Origin of the sequence: Rhizobium terrae (assembly GCF_003425685.1) — a bacterium.
GTDB classification, from domain to species: domain Bacteria; phylum Pseudomonadota; class Alphaproteobacteria; order Rhizobiales; family Rhizobiaceae; genus Neorhizobium; species Neorhizobium terrae.
This window is the reverse complement of the sequence record NZ_QJKM01000003.1, coordinates 444,865-467,194: the sequence shown is the minus strand read 5'-3', so window position 1 is coordinate 467,194 and position 22,330 is coordinate 444,865. Positions and strand designations below refer to the sequence as shown.

Below are 22,330 nucleotides of genomic sequence, written 5' to 3'. Positions count from 1 at the left end.
TCTGAACACCAGTCTGTTGCAACCCTATCTTGCCTGAAGAGCAACTCAGGAGTTCAGCACATGACTGAGAACGAGAAGATTGTTCGCGCGGCCTATGAGACCGCCGAACGTCAGGACCTCGAGGCCTTCATCGACTGCTTCACGCCGGACGGTACGTTGACCGACCAGTCCATCGCCGTGACCTACCGGGGTCGCGACGTTGCGAAGACGGTCGACGTCTATGCCAGGGCTTTCCCCGATATGCATCGCGAACTGTTTCGCCTCTTCGAGGTTGGCGACACGATCATCGTGGAACTCGCGCTGCGCGGCACCCACAAGGGTCCGCTCGCCCTGCCATCCGGAACGGTCGAACCGACGGGCAAACGTATCGACGCGCCTTGCTGCGATGTCTTCCGGCTTCGAGACGGCAAGATCGAGTCGTTCAACTGCTACCCCTCGGGCACCGTTGTGATGGAGCAACTCGGCCTTCGCTGACGCCGAGGCCGAACGGGCGAGGCGATCCGTCTCGGACACCCTGGTACGCCCACCTCGACAGGAGGAAAGAATGGAAATCGGGATTATCGGTGCAGGAACTGTCGCGCAGGCCTTCTCGAAGAAGGCTATTGGCGCTGGCCACCAGGTCGTTCTCAGCAATAGCGGAGCACCTGAAAAACTGGCAGGCGTCATCGGTCGCCTTGGCTCTGGAGCTTCCGCAGCACCGGCCGCAATTGCTGCTGAAAAGCCGATCGTGCTGCTGGCCGTGCCGTGGCCAAAGGTGGAGGCTGCCTTGCATGGATTGCCCGCTTGGCGCGGTCAGGTTTTGATCGATGCGACGAATGCGTTGAGAGACGGCACACCCACGCAGGGACTCGTCGACTTTCATGATGGCAGCTCCAGCGAGCATGTCGCGGCGTTGGCGCCCGGCGCTCGCGTGGTTAAGGCGATGAACACGCTGTTCATGGGCAATTTCGCGGCTGAGGCAAGGGACGGCCGGTTCCGCCGGGCAGTACTTGTCTCGGGAGACGACCATGATGCCAAGAGCACCGTGGCCGACCTGTTCGAGAGCTTCGGCTTCGCGCCGATCGATCTCGGGAGCCTAAAGGTTGGCGGCCGCATTCAGGCGGTCGGTGGGCCTATTGCGGGTCATGACTTCTTCCTTCCCTGGCCCGCGCCTCGCGCTTTTCCATTGTCTGTTGAACGACCGGAGGGTTGAATATGGGCACGTCATCGCAAAAGCCGGCACGGCGCATCGTCCACTACAGGTTCGGCGATGCACAGGATGTGCTTCGGGTCGAGGACGCTGTTCATCTTTCGCCTCTGAAGGCCGGCCAGGTCCGTGTTCGCGTCACGCGCAGCATCATCCATCCAGGTGATCTTCAACTTATCGCCGCAAAATATTTGCAGACGCGCGCGGAGATACCGGAAGGCCGTGTGCCCGGCTCCGAGGCCGTCGGTATCATCGAAGAAGCAGCGCCCGGAGCGCTCGATGGTTCGGGCATCGCGATCGGAACGCGTGTTGCGTTCCTGGCGCCAGGCGCATGGCAAAGCCTGGTAGATTTGCCGGCGGCCGCGCTGGTGGCACTGCCGGACGACATCTCCGACGACGTCGCGGCACAACTGCTCGTCAACACCATCACGGCACGGCACGTCCTGCGAATTGGGCTCAGCAGCCTTGGCGCTCGCCCCGACAATATTGTTCTGACCGCGGCAGCCTCGGCCGTCGGCAAGGTTATCGCCGTGCTTGCGCTCCGCGATAGCTTACACCTCATCCGTCTCGTCCGCTCCCTGGAAAGCGCAACCCGGCTGGCGGAGATTCTGCCGGGCGGCGACATTATTCATACGGCGTCGACAGGGTGGCAGGAGGAGGTCCGCCGCGCTGCCGAGGGTGACCTTCGCCTCGTGATCGACGGCGTGGGCGGCCCGATGGTGGCCGAGATAGGGCGGCTGCTGAACACCCAGGGCACCATGGTGTCGTTCGGCCTCCTGGACGGAGGACCAGCGGATCTGACGATGTTCCTGCCGAAGGGACTCACTCTGCGCGGGGCAACCATCGGCACCTGGCAAGCAGATACCCGGCCGGAGGAACAGGCGCAGGACATCGCGACCGCGATCGACATCGCCCGCACGGAGCCTCAGGTCTTCGACGGCTTCCGGGTGTTCGATCTGTTCGATCTTGGGGCGGCCATTACCGCTGTCGCAGCGCCGAAGAAAAGCGGCAACGTCCTCCTGAAATTCTGAAAACTTCACGCATCGAAAGGAACAGTCATGTCCAGCAGAACCAGTGAGCAGCTCAATGACATGGAGGATATCAAGCAACTCAAGGCCCGCTACTGCAGGCTGATTGATCAGAAGAAATGGGAGGAGCTCGAAGCGGACTTTGTGACCGACGCCGCGATTGAGATTGCCGGTGCCCCCGGTGGCGCCGACGACACGCAGAAGTTCAGCTCGGCTCACGCCTTCATCGAGGGCCTACGGCAGTTGATGGGGCCGCTGGTCTCCGTGCATCAGGTTCATGCACCGGAGATCGAATTCCTCGACGCGGACACGGCGCAAGGAACTTGGACGATTTCCGATCGACTTGTGTTCCCTGCTGGCAGCCCGCTCAAAATTCTCCAAGGATGGGGGATTTACCACGAAACCTACAAGAGGGTTTCGGGACGCTGGCGTTTCGCCAGCGTGCGGCTTGAACGGCTTCTGGTGGAGCCGGTGGAAAGTACCGCTCCCGACGACGCGAAGAGCGTCGCCACCCGGCTGTTGCAGTGCATCGGCGACAAGGATCTGGAGGGCATGAAGGATCTGTTCGCAGACGAGATCGACTGGTTCGTGCCCGGATCGAGCGACCTGCCCTGGACCGGGCGACGCACCCGAGGCAGCCAGGCACCGGAATTCTTCGCTGTGATGTGGCCATACTATGTCGAAGGGAAAAGCACGGCGAACATCTCCGAGATCATCTCGGACGGCAACAATGTCGTCATCACCGGCACGTTTTCGCACGTAATCGAGCGGAGCGGGAGTTCGTTCGAGACTCCGGTCGCTCTTCACGTGAAGGTGCAAGACGGCAAGATCAAACATCTACAACTCTACGAAGACACTTTGCTGATCACTCAGGCATTTGGAGCAGCGGGCGGAGCCCCGGCAGTCAGACAGGGCGATATCCCCCGGAGTCTTCAGCCTGCCGAGACGTCCGGAATCCACGACGCGTCGCAGGAAGCCACCGTTCCGTAAGGCCATCAAGCAAAGCGAGCCGCCGGACCCGGTGCGATGATGCGCGTCAGCGCCTTCGAACCCGCCGAAATCACCGATGGAAGAGGATGCGGGGTGAGGCCGACTGTCAAGCGCCGCAGTCCCTCAGGAGCAGCACTATTGTCTGAAGGAGGAGCACCATATGTACACAGATATCGGGTTCCAGCCGTTCACCCTCGGCGAAATCAAATTGTCCAACCGCGTCGTGATGGCCTCGATGTCGCGCGCGAGGACAGACAATCCGGGCCTGATTCCGACGGAGCTTCAGGCGGAATATTACCGCCAACGGGCCTCGGCCGGTCTGATCGTGACTGAAGGCACCTGGCCCAGCCGCGAGGCGATCGGGGCCATCAACGTGCCGGGCCTCTTCACCGAGGAACAGGCCGAGGGGTGGAAGCGCGTGACCGACGCCGTGCATGAGGCCGGTGGCCGTATCTTCGTACAACTTGGTCATTGTGGCGCGGTCTCGCACCCCGATCTGCTTGGCGGGGCTCTGCCGCTTGCTCCATCTGCCGTCAGCGTGAACCAGCCAGTGTTTACGCCCAGTGGCTTCAAGACCTCGCCAGTACCCGCGGCCATGACGCTCTCGGACATCGAGCGGACCATAGGTGATTATGCCAGATCGGTAAGGCTGGCGCGGGATGCCGGTTTCGACGGTGTCGAATTGCACGGCACGGTCGGCTTCCTCATCCCACAATTTCTGAATGACATCACCAATCTTCGCGAAGATCGTTACGGCGGCAGTATCGAAAACCGTACGCGGTTTGCCTTGGAAGTCATCGAGGCGATGGCATCCGAATGGACGGCATCGCGTATCGGTCTGAAGTTGAGCCCAGCTGCAACGATGGGTGACCTGCGGCCGACCCCGCAGACGCTTCCAACCTACGAATACCTCGTGGCGCGGATTTCCGAAGTGAAGGTCGCCTATGTCCAGTTTCAGCATATCCCGGCGGATCTCACGGGGACGCCGGTCGAAGTTCTGAACGAAGGCACGGTGCAGTATTTTCGGAATTTCTACGACGGGACCATCATCGCCAATGGCGGGTTGAACAAGAACTCGGCCGAAGCATTGGTCCGGTCGGGCGTGGCAGATCTGGTGGCGTTCGGCGCACCTTACCTTTCCAACCCGGATCTCGTTGAGAGGTACAAGGCCGGCGTTGCGCTCGCACCAGTCCCGCCGCGGGACACTTGGTACTCCGGTGGCGCCAGTGGCTATGCCGACTATCCCAGGGCGACCTGAGCAGGAAACAGCCGCGCCGCATTCCAAGCCGAGATGCAAACGATCGGATGATAATCGTCATAACCAGAGCAAAGGATTGGGAAGATGAGAACTTACAAAGTCTTGGCCGTGAGCATTTTCATTGCTTTCATGGTTCCGGCGACACTTGCCGCGCAGGTCACCGACAAGGGAAATCCCTATCAGGGCATTGACGTTTCGGACGAGGTCCTGGTGGGAGAACTCCAAGGGTTCAAAAGCAGCTTTGCCGAGGTCAACGGCATCCGCATCCACTACGTCGAGGGCGGCGAAGGCACGCCTGTCTTCATGTTGCCGGGATGGCCGCAAACCTGGTGGGCATATCGGAAGATCATGCCGGAAATCGCTAAAACCCATCGCGTCATTGCCGTGGATATTCGCGGCATGGGCTCAAGTGACAAGCCAAAGGGGGGCTATGACAAGAAGAACATGGCGAAAGACATCCGGGAGCTTGTTAAAGTCCTCGGCTATGAAACAGCGCATATCGTCGGCCACGACATCGGGTCTCAGGTTGCCTATGCCTACGCCGCAAACTACCCCGACGCGACGACATCGGTAACATTCCTGGATGTTTCGGCACAACCTCAGAGCACGCGTGACATGCGGCTCGTTCCCGCGCGGCCACTCACTGGAGATTTCAAGCAAGATTTCTTTCTGTGGTGGTTTGCCTTCAACCAGGTGCATGACATGCCCGAGGAGTTGATCGAGGGGCGTGCCCATATCTATCAGAACTGGTTCTGGGACTCGATCCTGTTCAAGCAGGATGCACTCAGCCCACGCGATCGGGCGGTATACGCTGCTGCCTACGATACCAAGGACGGGATCCGGGGAGGAAACAGCTGGTATCAGGCGTTTCCCCAGGATTTGGACGATCAATTGAGCTATCCCGTCTCGACCGTTCCATCGCTCGGCATCGGAGGCCTCGGATATGGACTTCTCGCGGATTTCATGAAGGATCGTTTTAAAGATCCGCAACTCCAGCATCTGCCAGAGAGCGGTCATTATATTGCCGAGGAAGCGCCAGCGGAAGTGACGAGGCTCCTCACAAGCTTCCTTCAATCGGTTGAGAAGAAATAGGAATTTGCGGCCGTTCTTCGAGCGGCCGCAGTGAATCAATGGAAGCCGGGATGCTTCGCCTATAGATTTCCTCAACCTCCTTGACTGTTTGTATGGCACCTGACATTAATGTCAGGTGACTTACAAATCGAACGAAATCCATCACGGGTCTGTCGGTGCCTGGGCGAAGAGGTGCTACCTAGCCGGTCGCGCGGCGATGGAGGCGATGCTCCGCCCCTACGATCTCGGCGCCACGCAGTGGTACGTGCTCTACCATCTGGCACATGACGGGCCGATCATGCAGCGCGACCTGGTGAGAATCCTCAAGGTCGAGCGAGCGACGTTAAGCGCGATCATCGGCGTGCTCGTCCGCAAGGGGCTCGTGGAGCAGGTGCCGGACAGTGTCGATCAGCGGCAAAAGCTGCTCCGGCTGAGTGCGGCGGGCATCAAGCTCTGGGACGAGCTGCCCGATCTGGCAGTCATTCACAGCATCGCGTTCGACGGCATGGACGACGCCGCCGTCGCCGCAGCGGTCGAGGTTCTCAAGACCGCTACCGAGCGGCTCGAGAAGCTCACAGAAAGGAAGTGACGTATGGCAGTCTTGGTAACTGGCGTAACCGGACTGGTAGGGGCCCGCCTCCTGCCTCGTCTCGTGGAGGCGGGCGTGGATTGTCGCGCCCTTGTGCGCGGAGGAAAAGACGTTCCCGCCGGCGTGACAGTGGTCGAGGGCGACCTTTTCGATTGTTCGACGCTTGGGCAGGCGGTTGAGGGCGTTACAGACATCATCCATCTCGCTGCGGTTTTCCGTACCCAGGACACCGATCTGATCTGGAAGAGCAATTTGGAGGGGACGCAAATTCTCATCGGGGCGGTGAAGGATCAAGCGCCCCAGGCGCGCTTCATCCTCGCGAGCACTAGCAACGTATACGTCCCAGACAGCGCTCATCCCGGGCGCGAGGACGATGCGGTCGATCCCAAGCACGCCTATCCCGCAAGTAAGGTCGCGGCCGAAAAGGCCTTGCGGGAGAGCGGTCTCAACTGGGCAGTCCTTAGGTTTCCCTTCGTTTACGGCGATCAGGATGGCCATCTGGAAGAGCTCCCTAAGCACGCGATCGCCGGCAAGTGGCACACCGCGAAGCGGATCAGCACGATCCATCATCGCGACATCGCTACGGCCGTCAAACTGGCTCTGGACGGTGTGTTCGACGGACGTATCGTCAATATTTCTGATGAGGCGCCCAGCTCAATCTATGAGCTCGCGGCGTTGGTCGGCGAAACACTGGAGTCCTCCGCAGAACCGCTGGAAAACCCTTGGCATCTTCATGTGGACGCCTCCCTTGCACGCAGCCTCGGCTTTCAACCCAGCGTAAGGACGGTTTACCAGGCGGTTCAGGACAAGCTGATGTGATCCGCCGAGCGCGGTATGGGCCACGACACCGCGGTACAGAACTCGTCTTGAGAGCTGCGCGGGCGTCCCTCTGCTCGGAAGATCAGCTCAATCGGATTGTGACGATCAGAAGTGCCGCTGCAAATCAGTGTTCCGCGGTAGGAGGCGAGGGTGCCAGATATCGCTTTCGATTTGCGCTATCTGCGATATGCCATTCTCGCGGCTGAGCATGGTAGTTTTCGGCGCACTGCAGACGTTCTCTCGGTATCACAGTCGACCGTGAGCCGTCGCATCCAGATACTGGAACGGCGTGTAGGTGTTGCTCTGTTTGACCGGAATAGTTCGGGAGTTCGAGCGACAGAGGCTGGAGAACGGTTCCTTAGAGAAGCAGCGGTTGGCGCGAAGCATCTTAGCCAGGCTGTAGATACGATCGCACAGGCCAGACGCGGCTCCATAGGACTACTTCGGATCGGTCTGATGGCCTGCCTTGCGGGCGGCTTTCTGGCAGAGTTGCTAGCGGCGTATCATCGCCGCTTCCCAGCTATCGACGTGATTTTCGAGGATGCGACTTCTCAGATAAATGCCAGCGCTTTACTCAATGGTCGGCTGGACGTCGCCTTCATGCCTGGAGATGCACAACTCCCGGGGTGCCGAGCCGAAAGGCTGTGGGATGAGACGATCTATCTCGCGGTTCCCGCGTCCCACCCGACCGCATCCTTCGATAAGGTCCGGTGGGAAGATGTGAGCCACGAGACGTTCCTCGTGAAGGCGGACGCAACGAAATCTGAGGTGGAAAACTATCTAATGCGGCATCTGTCTGGCTCCGGACGACGCCCAAAGATTTCCGTTCAGCACATAGGGTGCGAGAATCTGCTGAACATAGTCGCGCAAGGTTTCGGTATCACGCTGGCTACGAACTCGATCGTCGGCATCGCCTATCCCGGAGTTCGCTTCGTTCCGATTGCCGGCAGCCAGGACACGTTCTCGTTCAGCGCCGTCTGGTCTGCGACAAATCAGAATCCAGCGCTAAAATTCTTGGTCGACATGAGCGTTGAGAGGCGCAGAAAGGCAAAGCGCCGAGACTTAAGCGGCCGGGCCAGTGTGCAAAATGGGGACGTCAGGCGGATTGACGGCGCGCCTTCGCAAAACCGCGATCCGTGGCGATGAAGCGCTGGATCATAGGGGCGATGAGTTTCGCAGGATCGCTGATCGGTTGCCCCGTCTCCCGAGCCAGGACCTCGGCGTAGGCGACCAGATCCCGATGCAACGGCGCCGGCAGATCGACGGTTACTCTGACCGGCTTATCGTCGGTGATGGCGCCGAGCTTGAGCTTGGTCATATCATGCTCCGTAGGGTTCGAGGATCAGATCTCGCGTGACGATCACGCGGACGGGGAAACCCGGTCGAATCGTCAGTGTCGGGGCGACGGTGAGCTGACGTCGGATAATCTGCTGGCCGGCATCGTTGATCGCATCCTGTCCGCCGTTTCGGAGCGCCTGGATCAGCCGGTCGTCATCATTCGTGGCGACTTCGGCGCCGACGCTGAGCAGCGTCGAGAGGCCGGCCGCCTTAGCGAGATCCCACCAGTGATAATCGACCCCGTCCTGCACCCCGGCATATCCTTCGGCGTCTGCGCCCGGCTGCCGCTCGAGCACGATGCTGCGGCCGTTGGGGAAGATCAGCCGGCTCCACACCAGGAGCACGCGGCTTTGACCGAACCCGACGTTGTTGTCGTATTGGCCGATGACGCGCGTGCCCTGCGGAACCAGCAGGATGCGGCCGGTTGGGCTGTCGTAGATGTTCTCGGTGACCTGGGCCGTGATCTGACCCGGTAGATCAGACCGGATGCCGGTGATCAGCGCGGCCGAGATGACCGCACCGGCCTGAAGGATGTTCGGTGACGCCGGAGCAACGACGCGATCGGCCGCAACCGTGCGGCGGTCGGCGGGCGCGTCGAGGAAGGCCCGTTGCCTCTCCTGCGCTGTGGGTGTCGTCGGCGGCGGGGCGAGGCCAAGGCTCGTGAGGTCCGGTTGCGGCAAGGCCGGTGTATTCGCGGTGGCCGACGCCGATGTGCGTGCTTCCGGGGCAGCAAAGAGGCGACTGGTGCGCGCCGTCTCGATTTCCTGAAGGCGGCGTTGCTCCTCGGCGCTGAGCCCGGGCTGTGGCGGCGACACGCCGGGGGACGGCACAGGCTGACCCCGGTCCTGAGCGCTGACGATCGGCCGACCGAGATCACCGGGCAGCGGCGGGCCGAGCTGGGGCACGCCGGTATAGTCCCGCGGCAGGCCCTGAAGTCCGTCCGCGGTCGAGCGGTTGTCGGTGGAATAGAGCTCCTCCCGGGGCCGGCCGCCATTTCCGGTTTGAAGCGCATAGACCAACGCACCGCTGAGGCCGAGGCTTGCTACCAGGCCGAGCCCGGCCAGCATCTTGCGCGACAGCCGCGTGACGCGCGGAGCCTCCGCGCGCAGCCGCATCGGCGCTGTGGCCTCCGGCGCCGACCCCGTTAGCGGCGCGCCGGCTTCCTCTTCTTCGTTCCGGTCATCGCTCACGACGCGGGCCTCCCGTCTGTGCGGGTGATCCGGACCCGTTTCTGAGTGTCGCCCGAGCCGAGGCGGAGCTCAGCGGCCGCGAACAGCCGGTCGACGATCATGTAGTTCTTGCGAATTCGGTAGTTGACAAGCTCGGAGGTGTTGCCCTCTGCGCCGACAACGAACAGCGGCGGCATCTCGCCTTGGCCGATGCCTCTCGGGAACTCGATGAAGACCTGGCGGCCGTCGTCATAGGCGCGCAAAGGACGCCAGGGTACGCGGTCGCCGTAGACGTCGTAGCGGAAGTTGATGCGCGAGAGATCGACGCCGGTCGCGACCGGCTGGGCCGCCTGCGCCTCTGCGTTTTGACGCCGGAGCGCGATTAGCTGGTCCTGCGGATACTGCCAGGAGACCGAAGCCATATATGTGCGCTCGGTCGAACGCAGCTCCATGTGGTAGGTGCGCAAGTTGGTGTTGATGACCAAGTTCGTCATCAGGTCGGCCCGGGTAGGCTTCACCAGGATGTGGACTTGGCTAGCGGCGCCGGAGCCGCTCTGCGTGTCGCCGATGATCCAGCGCACCGTGTCGCCGGCAGCTACCGGCCCTGAGCCGACGAGCTGCTCGCCCGGCTGGAGCGCGATGTCGGTGATCTGCCCGACGGCAGTGTAGACTTGGTAGAGCGCCCCCTGCGTGAAGGGATAGACCTGCATGGAGTTGATGAAGCCGTCGCGCACCGGCTGGATGCGGGCGGCGGCATTGGCCTCGTTGACCCGCGCCGTGGGATCGGCCGGCTCGGGCGCCCGCCGAGATTCCTCCACCGGTTTCATCTGGCCGGGCAGCGGCAGCGGCCTCGGCAGTTCGACCACCTGGACCGGCGCGGGCGGATCGACGGTCTGCACGGCGGGAGGCGCGTCGTCGTAACTGATCTCGGGCGGCTTCTGCGTCGTCGCGCAGCCTGCGAGCGTCGTGGCGGCAAACAACAAGGCCGCTAAGGTATGAACGTGGTAAGCCGGTTCTCCGGCTCTACGGAAAATCGGCATCGTCATTGCTCCAGCTCCCGTGACCATGAGATTGCGTTGACGTAGATTCCCAGCGGATTGGCGCGCAGCCGGTCGGCGTTGCGCGGAATCTGGACGACGATGGTGAGGATCGCCGTCCATCGGGTCGTTTCGGCGAGCTGCCCGTTCTCGTAGCGGCGCTCGGTCCATGCGACGCGGAAGCTGTCGGGAGACGCGCGGATCACGCTCGAGACGTCAACGGCGATCTGCTGGCGTCCAACCTTGGTGAAGGGATCATTCGAGCGCGCATAGTCATTCAGCGCCGCCGCACCCCGGTCCGTCGTGAAGTCGTAGGCGCGCAGCCAGTTCTGGCGCACGATGATCGCGTCGGCGGGTATCGAGCGGACCTGCTCGATGAAGCGCGCGAGGTGGAAGGCGATCTGCGGATCGGTCGGCTGATAGTCGGCCGTGGCTGGGGCAATCGCCTGCGCCTGGCCGAGCCGGTCGGTCTGGACGACCCAGGGGACGACGGTGCCGCGCGCCGATTGCCAGACCAGCGCCGCCGCAAAACCCGCCGATAGGAAGAGCGAGCCGAACGCCATGTAGCGCCAGTTACGGGCTTGGACGCGCGCCGAGCCAATGCGGTCGTCCCATACCTGGGCAGCGCGCTGGTACGGTGTTTCGGGTTCGGGAGCTTTTCCATAGTGCGTCGAGGGTCGTCGAAACATCAGCGGTCACCTTCGGAGAGATTGATGGAGGAGCCGCCGCCGTGGCTGTCGCCGCTGCGCACCGCATGGATGGTGGTCGAGACGGCGTGGCTCATTTGCTGCGAGCGCTTCATGCGGCGGGCCCAGGCGGGCGGTTGCTCGCCGCCGCCGGCAGGGCTCGGTGCGGCGTCGTTGGCGGCTTCGCCGACAGTACCCATGGTCGAGGAGCCCCCGGTCGCCTCGAAGGCGGATCGGGCTCCATCGGCGAAGCTGGAACGCATGCTCGACGACGCGCGCTCGGCGGCGCGGCGGAGCGGCGATGTGGCGGCGGAACCAGCGGCCCGGGCAACCCCGCCCAAGCCGCTGGCCACGCCCATGGCGCCCGTCTGCCCTGCGGCGCCAAGGCTGTATGCGGTGGATGCGCCGCCCGCCAGTGTCGCACCGCCACGGGCAGCGGCGGCTGCGCCGCCTGCCAATGCCGCGCCGCCGGAGGCGACGGCGCCGACCGTGGCGGCTCCGGCCGCGACCATGCCGCCTGCGGCAAGCCCTGTGCCGACCGCGGCGCCGGCGCCGAGCTGTGGACCGCCGGACACGAGGCCGTTGGCGATGCCCGGACCGAAGATGCCCAGGCCGAGCAAAGTCAGCGCCGCGAGCACGATCGCCATCGCTTCGTCGATCGTCGGCGTTACGCCGCCGAAGCCGGCGGTGAATTCGGAGAAGAGGCTCGATCCGATGCCGATGATGACGCCGAGGACCAGCACCTTGATGCCGGAGGAGATGACGTTGCCGAGCACCCGCTCGGCCATGAAGGCGCTCTTGCCGAAGAGGCCGAAGGGGATGAGCACGAAGCCGGCGAGCGTCGTCAGCTTGAATTCGATCAGGGTGACAAAAAGCTGGATGGCGAGGATGAAGAAGGCGAGCAGCACCAGCGCCCAGGCGAGCAGCATCACCGCGATCTGGATGAAGTTTTCGAAGAAACTCCAGTAACCCATGAGATCGGATATGGAATCGAGCAGCGGCCGGCCGGCATCGAGGCCCGTCTGCGCGACGCGGCCGGGACGCATCATGTCGGCGATGGTGAAGCCCGTGCCGGACGCCTTCAGCCCGAGCCCGGCGAAGCTCTCGAAGATGATCCGCGCGAGGTTGTTCCAGTTGCCGATCAGGTACGCGAACACGCCGACGAAGAGCGTCTTCTTGACCAGCCGCGCCATGATGTCGTCGTCGGCGCCCCAGCTCCAGAATAGCGCGGCGAGCGTCACGTCGATCACGATCAGCGTGGTGGCGATGAAGGCCACTTCGCCGCCGAGGAGGCCGAAGCCGCTATCGATGTAGCGGGTGAAGACCTCCAGGAAATGGTCGATGACGCCGGTGCCGCCCATGATCTCAACGCGCCTCGTTCGTCTGGGAGTCGATTGCCGGCGCGGCCTCGTTGACGGCAGGATCGCGGGCGGCCGGAGGGTTCTGCGGCTGACCATGCGGGCCTGGCGCCTGCGGCGCGGGTTGCGGCTGCAGGGCCTGCGATGGCTTCAGGAAGCGGTCGCGATTGTCCGCCCAGGCACGAAGGCAGGCGGGATCACGAGTGCCGGCTTCGCCGAGCTGCTGGCAGCGCCGCAGCTCGGTCTTCAGCGGGTCGGCGCCGGTTTCGGTCGCCGCGGCGACGCTTCGATGGAGCGGCGGTTCGTCCTTGCGGGAGAGTTCGATAGCGGTTGCCGTGATCGCGAAGGTCACGAAGCCGATGGCGCCGATTCGCGTGAGCATCTTTCCGTCCATCGCCGCGCCCTCAGTTGCTGCCTGGGAACATCTGCGCGTTGCCGGGCTGGTAGCCGGTCCCCGGCGTGAGAAACCGGCGGCGCTGCTCGCGGCCCTGTTCAGCGGCGGCCGACCGCTCGGCCTCGGCGAGCGCCTGGGCGCGGCCATTGGCGGAGACGACGGCGGTGAGATCGGCGAGCTGCTGGGCCTGAAGCGCGAGAAGCTGGTTGCCGGCCTGCGTCGCCTGCAGGGCGCCCGTCGCGCCCTGGCTCTGGCCGACGAGCGCCGACATCTGCGTGCGGTTGGTGTCGATATTGCCGACGACGCCCGCCTGGACCCGCATCGCGTCCTGCAGGCCTGAGACCGTGTTGTTCCAGCGTTCCTTCGCCTGGGCGACGAGTTGCTGATCGGAGGCGCTCATCGAGGCGCTACCGGCCCCGTAATTGGTCTGGAACGCCCGGTCGATGTTCTGGACGTTGTAGGCGATGCCCTGCGCCTGGCTTAGGAGCTGCTGGGTGCGCTGGACAGACTGCTGAAGCTGCTGAAGGGAGGAGAACGGCAGGCTCGTAAGGTTGCGCGCCTGGTTGATCAGCATCTGCGCTTCGTTCTGGAGCGACGTGATCTGGTTGTTGATCTGCTGCAGCGCGCGTGTCGCCGACAGCAGGTTTTGGGCGTAGTTGGTGGGATCGTAGACGATCCATTGGGCCGAGGCCGGTGCGATCAGCACCGGCGATATTGACAGCGGCGCGGCGAGAATGGCGGCGGCGAACGCCGCGCGGGGGGTACGCAGTTTCATGGCTGGCTCTCCAGGTTGGTGAGGTTGGGGATGAGGTCGGCCGCCCAGTCGACGCCGCGATGGCGCAGCCACGCCGCGAGGAAGCCCTCGCGCCCGTGCTCAGTGACGATGCGGTCGATTGCGGCCTGGTCGGTCTTGGAGGACGTCGCGCAGAGCGCGAGCGCGACGTCGGCGAGGCCCAGCTCGAACAGCCGGTTGCCGCGGCGGCTCTGGCAGTAATAGTCCCGCTTAGGCATGGCCCTGGCCAGGATCTCGATCTGCCGGTCGTTGAGGCCGAACCGGCGATAGATCGCAGTGATCTGCGGCTCGATCGCTCGCTCGTTCGGCAGCAAGAGCCGCGTCTGGCAGCTCTCGATGATGGCCGGCGCGATCGCCGAGCCGTCGATGTCGGAGAGCGACTGCGTGGCAAAGACGACGCTGGCGTTCTTCTTCCGCAGCGTCTTCAGCCATTCACGGAGTTGGCCGGCGAAACCCTCGTCGTCGAGGGCAAGCCAGCCTTCGTCGACGATGATCAGGGTCGGCTCACCGTTCAGCCGGTCCTCGATGCGGTGGAAGAGATAGGCGAGCACCGCCGGCGCCGCAGCCGTCCCGATAAGCCCTTCGGTTTCGAAGGCCTGGACGGTGGCGACGCCGAGATGCTCGCTCTCAGCGTCGAGCAGCCGGCCATAGGGTCCGCCGACGCAATATGGGCGCAGCGCCTGCTTCAGGTCGTTCGATTGCAGCAGCACCGACAGGCCGGTCATCGTGCGCTCAGCCAAGGGTGCGCTGGCGAGCGACGACAGCGCCGTCCAGATGAGCTCCTTGACCTCGGGTGTGATCTGCATGCGCTCGCGCATCAGGATGGCGACGATCCAGTCGGCGGCCCAGGCGCGTTCGGCCGCCTCATCGATCCGGGAGAGCGGCTGAAGCGCAACGCTCTCGGCCGAACCCTCGGTCAGGCCGCCACCGAGATCGTGCCAATCGCCGCCCATCGAAATGGCGGCGGCGCGGATCGAGCCACCGAAGTCGAAAGCGAAAACCTGCGCCCCGGGGTAGCGGCGGAATTGCAGCGCCATCAACGCCAGCAGCACGGACTTGCCCGCGCCGGTCGGGCCGACGACCAGCGTGTGTCCGACGTCGCCGACGTGAAGGGAGAACCGGAACGGAGTGGACCCTTCGGTCTTGCCGTACAGCAAGGGGGGAGCACCAAAGTGCTCATCCCGTTCCGGCCCCGCCCACACGGCACTTAGGGGGATCATGTGGGCGAGATTGAGCGTCGAGATCGGCGGCTGACGCACATTGGCGTAGACGTGGCCCGGCAGCGAACCCAGCCATGCGTCGGCCGCGTTGATCGTCTCGGGCATCGCGGTGAAATCGCGGCCCTGGATCACTTTCTCGACGAGACGGAGCTTCTCGGCCGCGACCCGAGGATCGTTGTCCCAGACGGCGATCGTAGCGGTGACATAGGCCTGACCGGCATAGTCGGCGCCGAGTTCCTGCAGCGCTAGGTCCGCATCGGCGGCTTTGTTGGCGGCATCGGTGTCGACCAGGGCGCTCGCCTCGTTGGTCATCACCTCCTTGAGGATCGCGGCGATCGACTTGCGCTTGGAGAACCACTGCCGGCGGATCTTGGTCAGCAGCTTCGTGGCGTCGGTCTTGTCGAGCAGGATTGCGCGCGTCGACCACCGATACGGAAAAGCCAGCCGGTTCAGATCGTCGAGAATGCCGGGCGTCGTCGCCGTCGGAAATCCGACGATCGTCAGGATGCGCAGATGCGCCTCGCCAAGACGCGGCTCCAGCCCGCCGGTGAACGGCTGATCTGCGACCAGCGCGTCGAGATACATCGGTGTCTCTGGAATGCGCGCGCGATAGCGTTTGGTCGAGACCGTCGAGTGCAGATAGGTCAGTGTCTCGACATCATCGAGCCACCCGCATTCCGGCATGAAGGCTTCGACGAGCTGAAGGATGCGGTCGGTGCGATCGACGAAGCCGCGCAATGCCTCCCAGGCGTCGACGCCGCGTTCAGCCTTGCCTTCGTACAGCCAGCTCTCGGCGCGCGCTGCGTCCTCGGCCGGCGGCAGGAAGGTGAAGGTCAGGAAGTAGCTCGACTCGTAATGGACAGCGTCCTCCTCGAAGTCAGCCTTGCGCTCGGCGTCGACCATCGCCGAGGCGGCGTCGGGAAACCGACTTGCCGGATAGGCGCCGACGGCATCACGCTGTGCCTCGACGAAGATCGCCCACCCGCTGCCGAGACGACGGAACGCGCTGTTGAGCCGGCCCGCGACGGCGACCAGCTCAGCCTGGACGGCGGAATCGAGATCGGGTCCGCGGAAGCGCGCGCTGCGCTGGAATGAGCCGTCCTTGTTGAGGACAACACCGGGAGCAACCAGCGCCGCCCAGGGCAGGAAATCCGCGAGCCGGGTCGAAGAGCGGCGATATTCGGCGAGGTTCATCATGGCGCGCCTCAGACGTTCAGGTGATCGGGGATGCGGAGGTGCCGGCGACCGACGTCGACGAATTGCGGGTCGCGCTTCGCAGCCCAGACGGCGGCGAAATGGCCCATGGCCCAGAGGCCCAGGCCGACAAGCCAAAGGCGAAGGCCGAGACCGATGGCGGCGGCGAGCGTGCCGTTGAGGATGGCGATCGCCCGGGGTGCGCCGCCAAGCAGGATATGCTCGGTCAAGGCCCGGTGGACCGGGACGGCGTAGCCCGGCACGTCGCCGCCGCTCTCGATCAAGCCAGCCATCAGACGAGCGCTCCGCCGCCGAACGAGAAGAACGACAGGAAGAAGCTCGACGCAGCGAAGGCGATCGACAGACCGAAGACGATCTGGATCAGGCGGCGGAAGCCGCCCGAGGTGTCGCCGAAGGCCAGCGTCAGGCCGGTGACGATGATGATGATCACCGCGACGATCTTCGCGACCGGGCCTTCGATGGATTCCAGAATCGATTGCAGCGGCGCTTCCCACGGCATCGAGGAGCCGGAAGCGTGGGCGGCCGGCGCCAGCAGGACGCTGGCCAGGAGGACGAACGAAGCCGTCGCCACGTGGCGACGGAAATGCAGGGCACGGCGGATCATGCGGGTTCTCCTTCGAGGGGCTGGGTTGCGGGGCGGACGCGGTAGTCGCCGTCGGGGCTGAGCCCTTCGACGCGACCGAGTTCGGCCAGGCGCCGGGTTGAGCCGCGTCCGGAAAGGACGGCGACGAGGTCGATCGTTTCGGCGATCAGCGCGCGCGGGACGGTGATGACGGCTTCCTGGATGAGCTGCTCGAGGCGGCGGAGCGCGCCGAGCGCGGTGCCGGCGTGGATGGTGCCAATCCCGCCGGGGTGGCCGGTGCCCCACGCCTTGAGCAGGTCGAGCGCCTCAGCGCCGCGCACCTCGCCGATCGGGATGCGGTCGGGCCGCAGGCGAAGCGAGGAGCGGACGAGATCGGATAGCGTCGCGACGCCGTCCTTGGTGCGCATTGCGACCAGGTTCGGCGCGGCGCATTGCAACTCGCGGGTATCCTCGATCAGCACCACGCGGTCGGAGGTCTTAGACACCTCGGCGAGCAGCGCGTTGGTGAGCGTCGTCTTGCCGGTGGAGGTGCCCCCAGCGACCAGGATGTTGCGGCGATCGGCGACGGCCTCGCGTAGGATCTCAGCCTGCTCGGCGGTCATGGTGCCGGCGGCGACGTAGTCCTGCAGCGTGAAGACGGCGACGGCGGGCTTGCGGATGGCGAAGGCCGGCGCCGCCACCACGGGCGGCAGCAGGCCCTCGAACCGCTCTCCCGTTTCCGGCAGCTCGGCCGAGACGCGCGGATTGCCCGCGTGGACCTCTGCGCCGACATGGTGGGCGACGAGGCGCACGATGCGCTCGCCATCGGCCGCCGACAGCCGCTCGCCCGTGTCGGAAAAGCCTTCCGACAGCCGGTCGATCCAGAGGCGGCCGTCGGGGTTGAGCATCACCTCGACGACGCTGGCGTCTCCAAGGAAACCGGCGATGGCAGGGCCGAGTGCGGTCCGCAGCATGCGGGCTCCGCGAAGTATCGCCTCGGATTTCTCGGGAGAAACGGCCACGTTGTCCCCGTTCTTTGCGGGACCGCGTCAGGCCGCCCCTGGATCGGGGATGATTAAGAGAACTGGAAATCAGTCCTCGGCAACAGGTGTCAGGGCGTAGTAGTAGCCTAGCGTGCAAAGACAGGTGGTCGGCGGAATCGGCGATTACTTGCGTTGCCGCAATCGATGCTTATTACGCGTCGCGCGCGGGGTCGATGTCCTCGGAAATCTCCTGCCGGAGCTTCGGCCCCTTGGCGAGTCTGCGCCCCAGCGCGGCGACGAAGGCGTCGTAGCGCTCGCCTGCCTGGGCGCGCGCGGCGGCCTGCGCCGGCTCGGGCAGTGGCGGGTTGGTGGTCAGCCAGAACCGCACGAAGACGGCGAGCATCTCGATCGAGATGCCGACGTCGCGCTCCATGCGGGTCATGCGACGATCGAGCTGATCGAGGCGCTTGGTCGTGGCCGCCTCCTGGCGCTCGGCGGCGTCCGGTGACAGGAAGGACGCGATCGCCGCCTCGGCGATGAGCGAGCGCGACTGATCGCGCCGGGCCGCATGGGCCGCGAGGGCCTTCATCACCTCGGGTTCGAGATAGACCGACAGGCGCTGCTTCTTCGATGGATTGGGCATGGGCGCCTCACAGCTCCATGCCGTCGTTCGGGTCGAGCGAGACCTGACGCGCCACGCCCTGCATGATCTGGTTGGCGCGGCTGATCCGCGCCGTGTCGTCATCGACCTCGTCGTCGAAGCCGCCGTCAAACTCATTCTCGATCGGCGCCTTCTTCTCGACCGGCGCGGCGCGTTCGAGTTCCGGCTGGTGACGCCGTTCCGATCCGGTCGGATCTTCGTCACCACCATCATCAACGATCACCGCACCGACCGACACCACGCTCGCCGGCCGTGCCGGAAGCGGCAGCCGGCTCCAGTCGTCCGCGCCAGGCTGCGTCGGTCTGGCGAGCGCTGGCGGCGCCATGATCCGATCCTTGAAGCGGCGATCCTCGTAATAGCGCGCCTTCTTCGCGCGGATCGGCGGCGTGCCCGCGACCATGACGATTTCGTCGGCGGGCGGGAGCTGCATGATCTCGCCGGGGGTGAGCAGCGGTCTGGCGGTCTCCGAGCGGGACACCATCAGGTGGCCGAGCCAGGGCGAGAGACGATGGCCGGCGTAGTTGCGCATGGCGCGCATCTCGGTCGCGGTGCCGAGCGCGTCGGAGACGCGCTTGGCGGTGCGCTCGTCGTTGGTCGCGAAGCTGACGCGGACGTGGCAGTTGTCGAGGATCGAGTTGTTCGGCCCGTAGGCTTTCTCGATCTGGTTCAGCGATTGCGCGATCAGGAACGCCTTCAGCCCATAGCCGGCCATGAAGGCGAGCGCGGATTCGAAGAAGTCGAGCCGGCCGAGCGCGGGAAACTCGTCGAGCATCAAGAGCAGCCGATGCCGGTTGCCCTTTGCCTTGAGGTCCTCCGTCAGCCGCCGGCCGATCTGATTGAGGATGAGCCGGATGAGCGGCTTGGTCCGGGCGATGTCCGACGGCGGCACGACTAGGTAGAGGCTGGTCGGCTGGCGGGCGCCGACAATGTCGGCGATGCGCCAGTCGCAGCGGCGCGTCACCTCTGCGACGACGGGATCGCGATAGAGGCCGAGGAAGGACATGGCGGTCGAGAGCACGCCGGAGCGTTCGTTGTCGGACTTGTTCAGCAGCTCGCGCGCGGCCGACGCGATCACCGCGTGCGGTCCGCTCTCGCCGAGATGGGCGGTCTTCATCATCGCCGCCAAGGTGGATTCGATGGGCCGCTTCGGATCGGAGAGAAAGGCGGCGACACCGGCGAGCGTCTTGTCCTCCTCGGCGTAGAGGACATGCAGGATCGCGCCGACGAGGAGCGCGTGGCTGGTCTTCTCCCAGTGGTTCCGCTTTTCGAGGCTGCCCTCCGGATCGACCAGGATGTCGGCGATGTTCTGCACGTCGCGGACCTCCCATTCGCCGCGGCGCACCTCGAGCAACGGATTGTAGGCGGCCGACTTCGCATTGGTGGGATCGAACAGCAGCACGCGGCCATGGCGGGCGCGGAAGCCTGCGGTCAGCGCCCAGTTCTCGCCCTTGATGTCGTGGACGATGGCCGAACCCGGCCAGGTCAGGAGCGACGGCACGACCAGACCAACGCCTTTGCCGGAACGGGTCGGCGCGAAGCACAGCACATGCTCGGGGCCGTCATGCCGGAGATAAGCGCGGTCGTACTTGCCGAGCACCACGCCGTCCTCGCCGAGCAGGCCGGCGCCGCGCACCTCGTCTTCATGTGCCCAACGCGCCGAGCCGAAGGTCTCGGCATTCTTCGCCTCGCCCGCCCGCCAGACCGACATGCCGATCGCGACGGCGATCGAGATGAAGCCGCCGGACGCCGCGATATAGGCGCCCTCGACGAAAATCGGCGGCGCATAGGCGTCGTAGAAATACCACCAGGGAAAGAAGGACCACGGATAGTAGATCGGCCAGTCGCCGAGCATGAACCACGGAGCTCCGAGCTGAGGCTGGAAGCCGAGCCGGAAGGCCGTCCATTGCGTGGCGGCCCAGGTGGTCAACAGGACGATGGCGAAGACCGTGAGGATCTGGCCCCAGAGGATCTTTGTGGCGGACATGACGGGGTCCTTTCGCTAGGGATGGTGGTCACAGGCCGAGCCCCCGCTGGCGGCCGAAGCTCCAGTCGACGCCGCCATCGCTGCGGGCGACGCCGGAGACGTGACGGCCGAGCTGCTTTTCGAGTGATGGCGTCCAGGGCACGAGGCTGAAGCCGAGCCCGTCGTCGATCATCGCGAAGCGGCCGCTCGCGAGGTTCAGCCGCCGCTGATAGGTGCCGGTGACATATTCGCCGGATTCAGGTTTGACCTGCGGCCGCCCGATCTCGGCGGCGATGCGTTCGGCAACCGCCTCCAGCTCGCGGCGCCGCAGCGTGTCGACCAGGCCGGGCTGGAAGCTGACGCCGCGCTTCTGGCGTTCGGCAAGGCCCTGGCCGACAAGATGCTCGGCCCGCCGGTCCATGGCGTCGCGCACCTCGGCGCCGAACCCGCCGCCGAGCGCTGCCGGCTCGCGGGCGATATTCTGCCAGTCGAGCCAGGTGGCGCCGGCCGCGGAGACCTGCCGCTCGATGTCGAGATCGGAGCGGACCGCGATCGCGACGCGGCGCTGGCCGCGCGCGTCGTCGAATTTCCGAAGCTCGACGATCGAACCCGGCGCGCTGTCACCGGCCGCGTCGAGATCGGGAAGCTTGATGTGGTGGGTCCGGCCGTCGATGCCGTCGACGACGGCGAAGGCGGTGCCCTTCAGCTCGTCGTCGAGGCCGCGGGCGACCAGGCGACCGATGACCGGATCGTTGAGGCTTTCGGACGCCAGCACATAGCTCGCTGCGCCGTGCTCGATGCCGCGCTCGGTGAGGCCGTGATGGATGCGCTTGATGATGTCGCCGCGCTCCCCGAGCTCGCGGAGCGTCGCCTCGGCCTTGTCCGAGATCGTCCATTGTCCCGGGCCAATCTCGCCGGCGAGCCCAAGGCCTTCGAGCTTGCGCAGCCGCCCGATCTTCAGGGCATGGAATTCGTCGGGCTGCCGATCGGAATGCGGCGCGAGATCGATGACGCCGGTGCGATAGGCGTCTCGGGCGAGCTGGCGATCGAGGTTGGTCCAGCGGTCGGCGTCGATCTGGCGCTCCAGCGTCTGCCGGATCTCCTGATCGGTGCGCGGCCCCAGCTCCTGGGTGATCAGGTCGCGGGCCCGATCGCGCATGCCCTCCTTTATGTAGTCGCGCGAGATGACCAGGTTCTCGCCGTCATCGCGCACGCCGCGCACGATCAGGTGGACATGCGGATGCTCGGTGTTCCAGTGATCGACCGCGACCCATTCGAGCCGCGTGCCGAGATCCTTCTCCATCTGGCCGACCAGCTCACGGGTGAAGCTCTTGAGGTCGGACATTTCCAGCGCGTCGTCCGGCGAGACGATGAAGCGGAAATGGTGGCGGTCGTCATCGGACCGCTCCGCGAAGCTCTTGGCGTCGACGTCATCGCCGCCCGGACCAAACAGCCGGGCCTTCTCCCCGTCGCGGGTGACGCCGTCGCGGCGCAGATAATCGAGATGCGTGGAGAGCGGCGCGGACCGTCCCCCGTGACGGACGACCCGCGCCTTGATGACCGCACCGCGCGAGCGGGCGGTGATGAGGCGGTTCGCCTGGATCGAGGCGCGCTGGCCGCGCCCGAAGCGGGACCGCGCTCCCGACCCGATCTTCCCTTGCCGGGAGACGCTGCCGCCGGCGCGTTGGGCGGCCGCGAGCGCCTGGGCGATGAAGGGCCGCGCCCGCTGCGCGCTGGTCGAGCGGATGCGGCCTGGCCGGATGCGGAAGTCGTGGTCGTCGGTCATGCCCGGCGCTCCACACATCGCGCCAACGCGATGATTTTGCTTGGGAATGCGCCGATGCGCAGGCTGCGCCGATCAGGCGCACCTCGCGAAATCGCGGCATAACCCGTTGAAAAAGCACAACCGGACCGAAGCGCACATCGCGCCCCTTTATCCTGCCATCGTTCGGTTGTGTTGCATGCTCCTCCCGTCCTGACCGCCCATCGCCCGCCAGAGCTTGCTATTCC

The 22,330-nt window shown here is 64.9% G+C and carries 23 protein-coding genes; 9 read left to right on the top strand and 14 right to left on the bottom strand.

What is annotated here, in order from left to right; translation table 11 throughout:
• Positions 1-60: 60 nt before the first annotated feature.
• The 9 genes from DMO26_RS07865 (at position 61) to DMO26_RS07825 (ending at position 8,087) form a co-directional block, all read left to right on the top strand.
• A complete protein-coding gene (locus DMO26_RS07865) occupies positions 61-474 on the top strand; it encodes a nuclear transport factor 2 family protein (RefSeq protein WP_117191456.1) in 414 nt (137 codons plus the stop codon).
• A 70-nt stretch (positions 475-544) separates the two neighbouring features.
• On the top strand, positions 545-1,192 hold the full coding sequence (locus DMO26_RS07860; RefSeq protein WP_117191455.1) for an NADPH-dependent F420 reductase: 648 nt from the start codon (positions 545-547) through the stop codon (positions 1,190-1,192).
• 2 nt (positions 1,193-1,194) lie between these two features.
• Positions 1,195-2,217 (top strand): alcohol dehydrogenase catalytic domain-containing protein, encoded by a 1,023-nt coding sequence (locus tag DMO26_RS07855; protein WP_117191454.1) that lies wholly within the window; start codon positions 1,195-1,197, stop codon positions 2,215-2,217.
• Between the two features lie 27 nt (positions 2,218-2,244).
• Positions 2,245-3,204, top strand: a complete 960-nt coding sequence (locus DMO26_RS07850) for a nuclear transport factor 2 family protein (protein WP_117191453.1) — start codon at positions 2,245-2,247, stop codon at positions 3,202-3,204.
• A 160-nt stretch (positions 3,205-3,364) separates the two neighbouring features.
• A complete protein-coding gene (locus DMO26_RS07845) occupies positions 3,365-4,462 on the top strand; it encodes an alkene reductase (RefSeq protein WP_117191452.1) in 1,098 nt (365 codons plus the stop codon).
• Positions 4,463-4,546: 84 nt separating this feature from the next.
• Positions 4,547-5,554 carry an alpha/beta fold hydrolase gene (locus tag DMO26_RS07840; RefSeq protein ID WP_205421185.1) on the top strand — a complete coding sequence of 336 codons (1,008 nt, stop codon included), beginning with the start codon at positions 4,547-4,549 and terminating at the stop codon, positions 5,552-5,554.
• Positions 5,555-5,750: 196 nt separating this feature from the next.
• Complete coding sequence (locus tag DMO26_RS07835) at positions 5,751-6,122, top strand: MarR family winged helix-turn-helix transcriptional regulator (protein ID WP_117191451.1); 372 nt, start codon at positions 5,751-5,753, stop codon at positions 6,120-6,122.
• A gap of 3 nt (positions 6,123-6,125) precedes the next feature.
• Positions 6,126-6,941 (top strand): NAD-dependent epimerase/dehydratase family protein, encoded by an 816-nt coding sequence (locus tag DMO26_RS07830; protein WP_117191450.1) that lies wholly within the window; start codon positions 6,126-6,128, stop codon positions 6,939-6,941.
• A 150-nt stretch (positions 6,942-7,091) separates the two neighbouring features.
• Positions 7,092-8,087 carry a LysR family transcriptional regulator gene (locus DMO26_RS07825; protein WP_117191449.1) on the top strand — a complete coding sequence of 332 codons (996 nt, stop codon included), beginning with the start codon at positions 7,092-7,094 and terminating at the stop codon, positions 8,085-8,087.
• Here the strand turns inward: DMO26_RS07825 and DMO26_RS07820 are convergent.
• From DMO26_RS07820 to DMO26_RS07755, 14 genes are all read right to left on the bottom strand, one after another.
• Positions 8,038-8,259 (bottom strand): DUF2274 domain-containing protein, encoded by a 222-nt coding sequence (locus DMO26_RS07820; RefSeq protein WP_117191448.1) that lies wholly within the window; start codon positions 8,257-8,259, stop codon positions 8,038-8,040. The two genes, DMO26_RS07825 and DMO26_RS07820, sit on opposite strands and share 50 nt — an antisense overlap.
• A 1-nt stretch (position 8,260) precedes the next feature.
• Positions 8,261-9,469, bottom strand: a complete 1,209-nt coding sequence (locus DMO26_RS07815) for a TrbI/VirB10 family protein (RefSeq protein ID WP_117191447.1) — start codon at positions 9,467-9,469, stop codon at positions 8,261-8,263.
• Positions 9,466-10,494, bottom strand: a complete 1,029-nt coding sequence (trbG, locus tag DMO26_RS07810; RefSeq protein ID WP_117191446.1) for a P-type conjugative transfer protein TrbG — start codon at positions 10,492-10,494, stop codon at positions 9,466-9,468. Before trbG ends, DMO26_RS07815 begins: the two co-directional genes overlap by 4 nt.
• Positions 10,491-11,174: a conjugal transfer protein TrbF gene (gene trbF / locus DMO26_RS07805; protein ID WP_117191445.1), complete on the bottom strand. Its 684-nt coding sequence runs from the start codon at positions 11,172-11,174 to the stop codon at positions 10,491-10,493. Before trbF ends, trbG begins: the two co-directional genes overlap by 4 nt.
• Positions 11,174-12,532 carry a P-type conjugative transfer protein TrbL gene (trbL, locus tag DMO26_RS07800; RefSeq protein WP_117191444.1) on the bottom strand — a complete coding sequence of 453 codons (1,359 nt, stop codon included), beginning with the start codon at positions 12,530-12,532 and terminating at the stop codon, positions 11,174-11,176. Before trbL ends, trbF begins: the two co-directional genes overlap by 1 nt.
• 4 nt (positions 12,533-12,536) lie before the next feature.
• Positions 12,537-12,911: a putative entry exclusion protein TrbK-alt gene (trbK-alt, locus tag DMO26_RS07795; protein ID WP_226951219.1), complete on the bottom strand. Its 375-nt coding sequence runs from the start codon at positions 12,909-12,911 to the stop codon at positions 12,537-12,539.
• A gap of 22 nt (positions 12,912-12,933) precedes the next feature.
• On the bottom strand, positions 12,934-13,698 hold the full coding sequence (gene trbJ, locus DMO26_RS07790) for a P-type conjugative transfer protein TrbJ (protein ID WP_117191442.1): 765 nt from the start codon (positions 13,696-13,698) through the stop codon (positions 12,934-12,936).
• Positions 13,695-16,133 (bottom strand): conjugal transfer protein TrbE, encoded by a 2,439-nt coding sequence (gene trbE / locus DMO26_RS07785; protein WP_117191441.1) that lies wholly within the window; start codon positions 16,131-16,133, stop codon positions 13,695-13,697. The genes trbJ and trbE overlap by 4 nt, the downstream gene beginning before the upstream one ends.
• A gap of 8 nt (positions 16,134-16,141) precedes the next feature.
• On the bottom strand, positions 16,142-16,423 hold the full coding sequence (locus DMO26_RS07780) for a VirB3 family type IV secretion system protein (RefSeq protein WP_117191440.1): 282 nt from the start codon (positions 16,421-16,423) through the stop codon (positions 16,142-16,144).
• Positions 16,423-16,755, bottom strand: a complete 333-nt coding sequence (locus tag DMO26_RS07775; RefSeq protein WP_117191439.1) for a TrbC/VirB2 family protein — start codon at positions 16,753-16,755, stop codon at positions 16,423-16,425. The genes DMO26_RS07780 and DMO26_RS07775 overlap by 1 nt, the downstream gene beginning before the upstream one ends.
• Positions 16,752-17,687, bottom strand: a complete 936-nt coding sequence (trbB, locus tag DMO26_RS07770; protein WP_404947025.1) for a P-type conjugative transfer ATPase TrbB — start codon at positions 17,685-17,687, stop codon at positions 16,752-16,754. The genes DMO26_RS07775 and trbB overlap by 4 nt, the downstream gene beginning before the upstream one ends.
• Before the next feature lie 220 nt (positions 17,688-17,907).
• Positions 17,908-18,339, bottom strand: coding sequence for a ribbon-helix-helix protein, CopG family (locus tag DMO26_RS07765; RefSeq protein WP_117191437.1), 432 nt, complete (start codon positions 18,337-18,339; stop codon positions 17,908-17,910).
• 7 nt (positions 18,340-18,346) lie between these two features.
• Complete coding sequence (locus DMO26_RS07760) at positions 18,347-20,341, bottom strand: conjugal transfer protein TraG (protein WP_117191436.1); 1,995 nt, start codon at positions 20,339-20,341, stop codon at positions 18,347-18,349.
• 28 nt (positions 20,342-20,369) lie between these two features.
• Complete coding sequence (locus DMO26_RS07755; protein ID WP_117191435.1) at positions 20,370-22,106, bottom strand: relaxase/mobilization nuclease domain-containing protein; 1,737 nt, start codon at positions 22,104-22,106, stop codon at positions 20,370-20,372.
• Positions 22,107-22,330 lie beyond the last annotated feature (224 nt).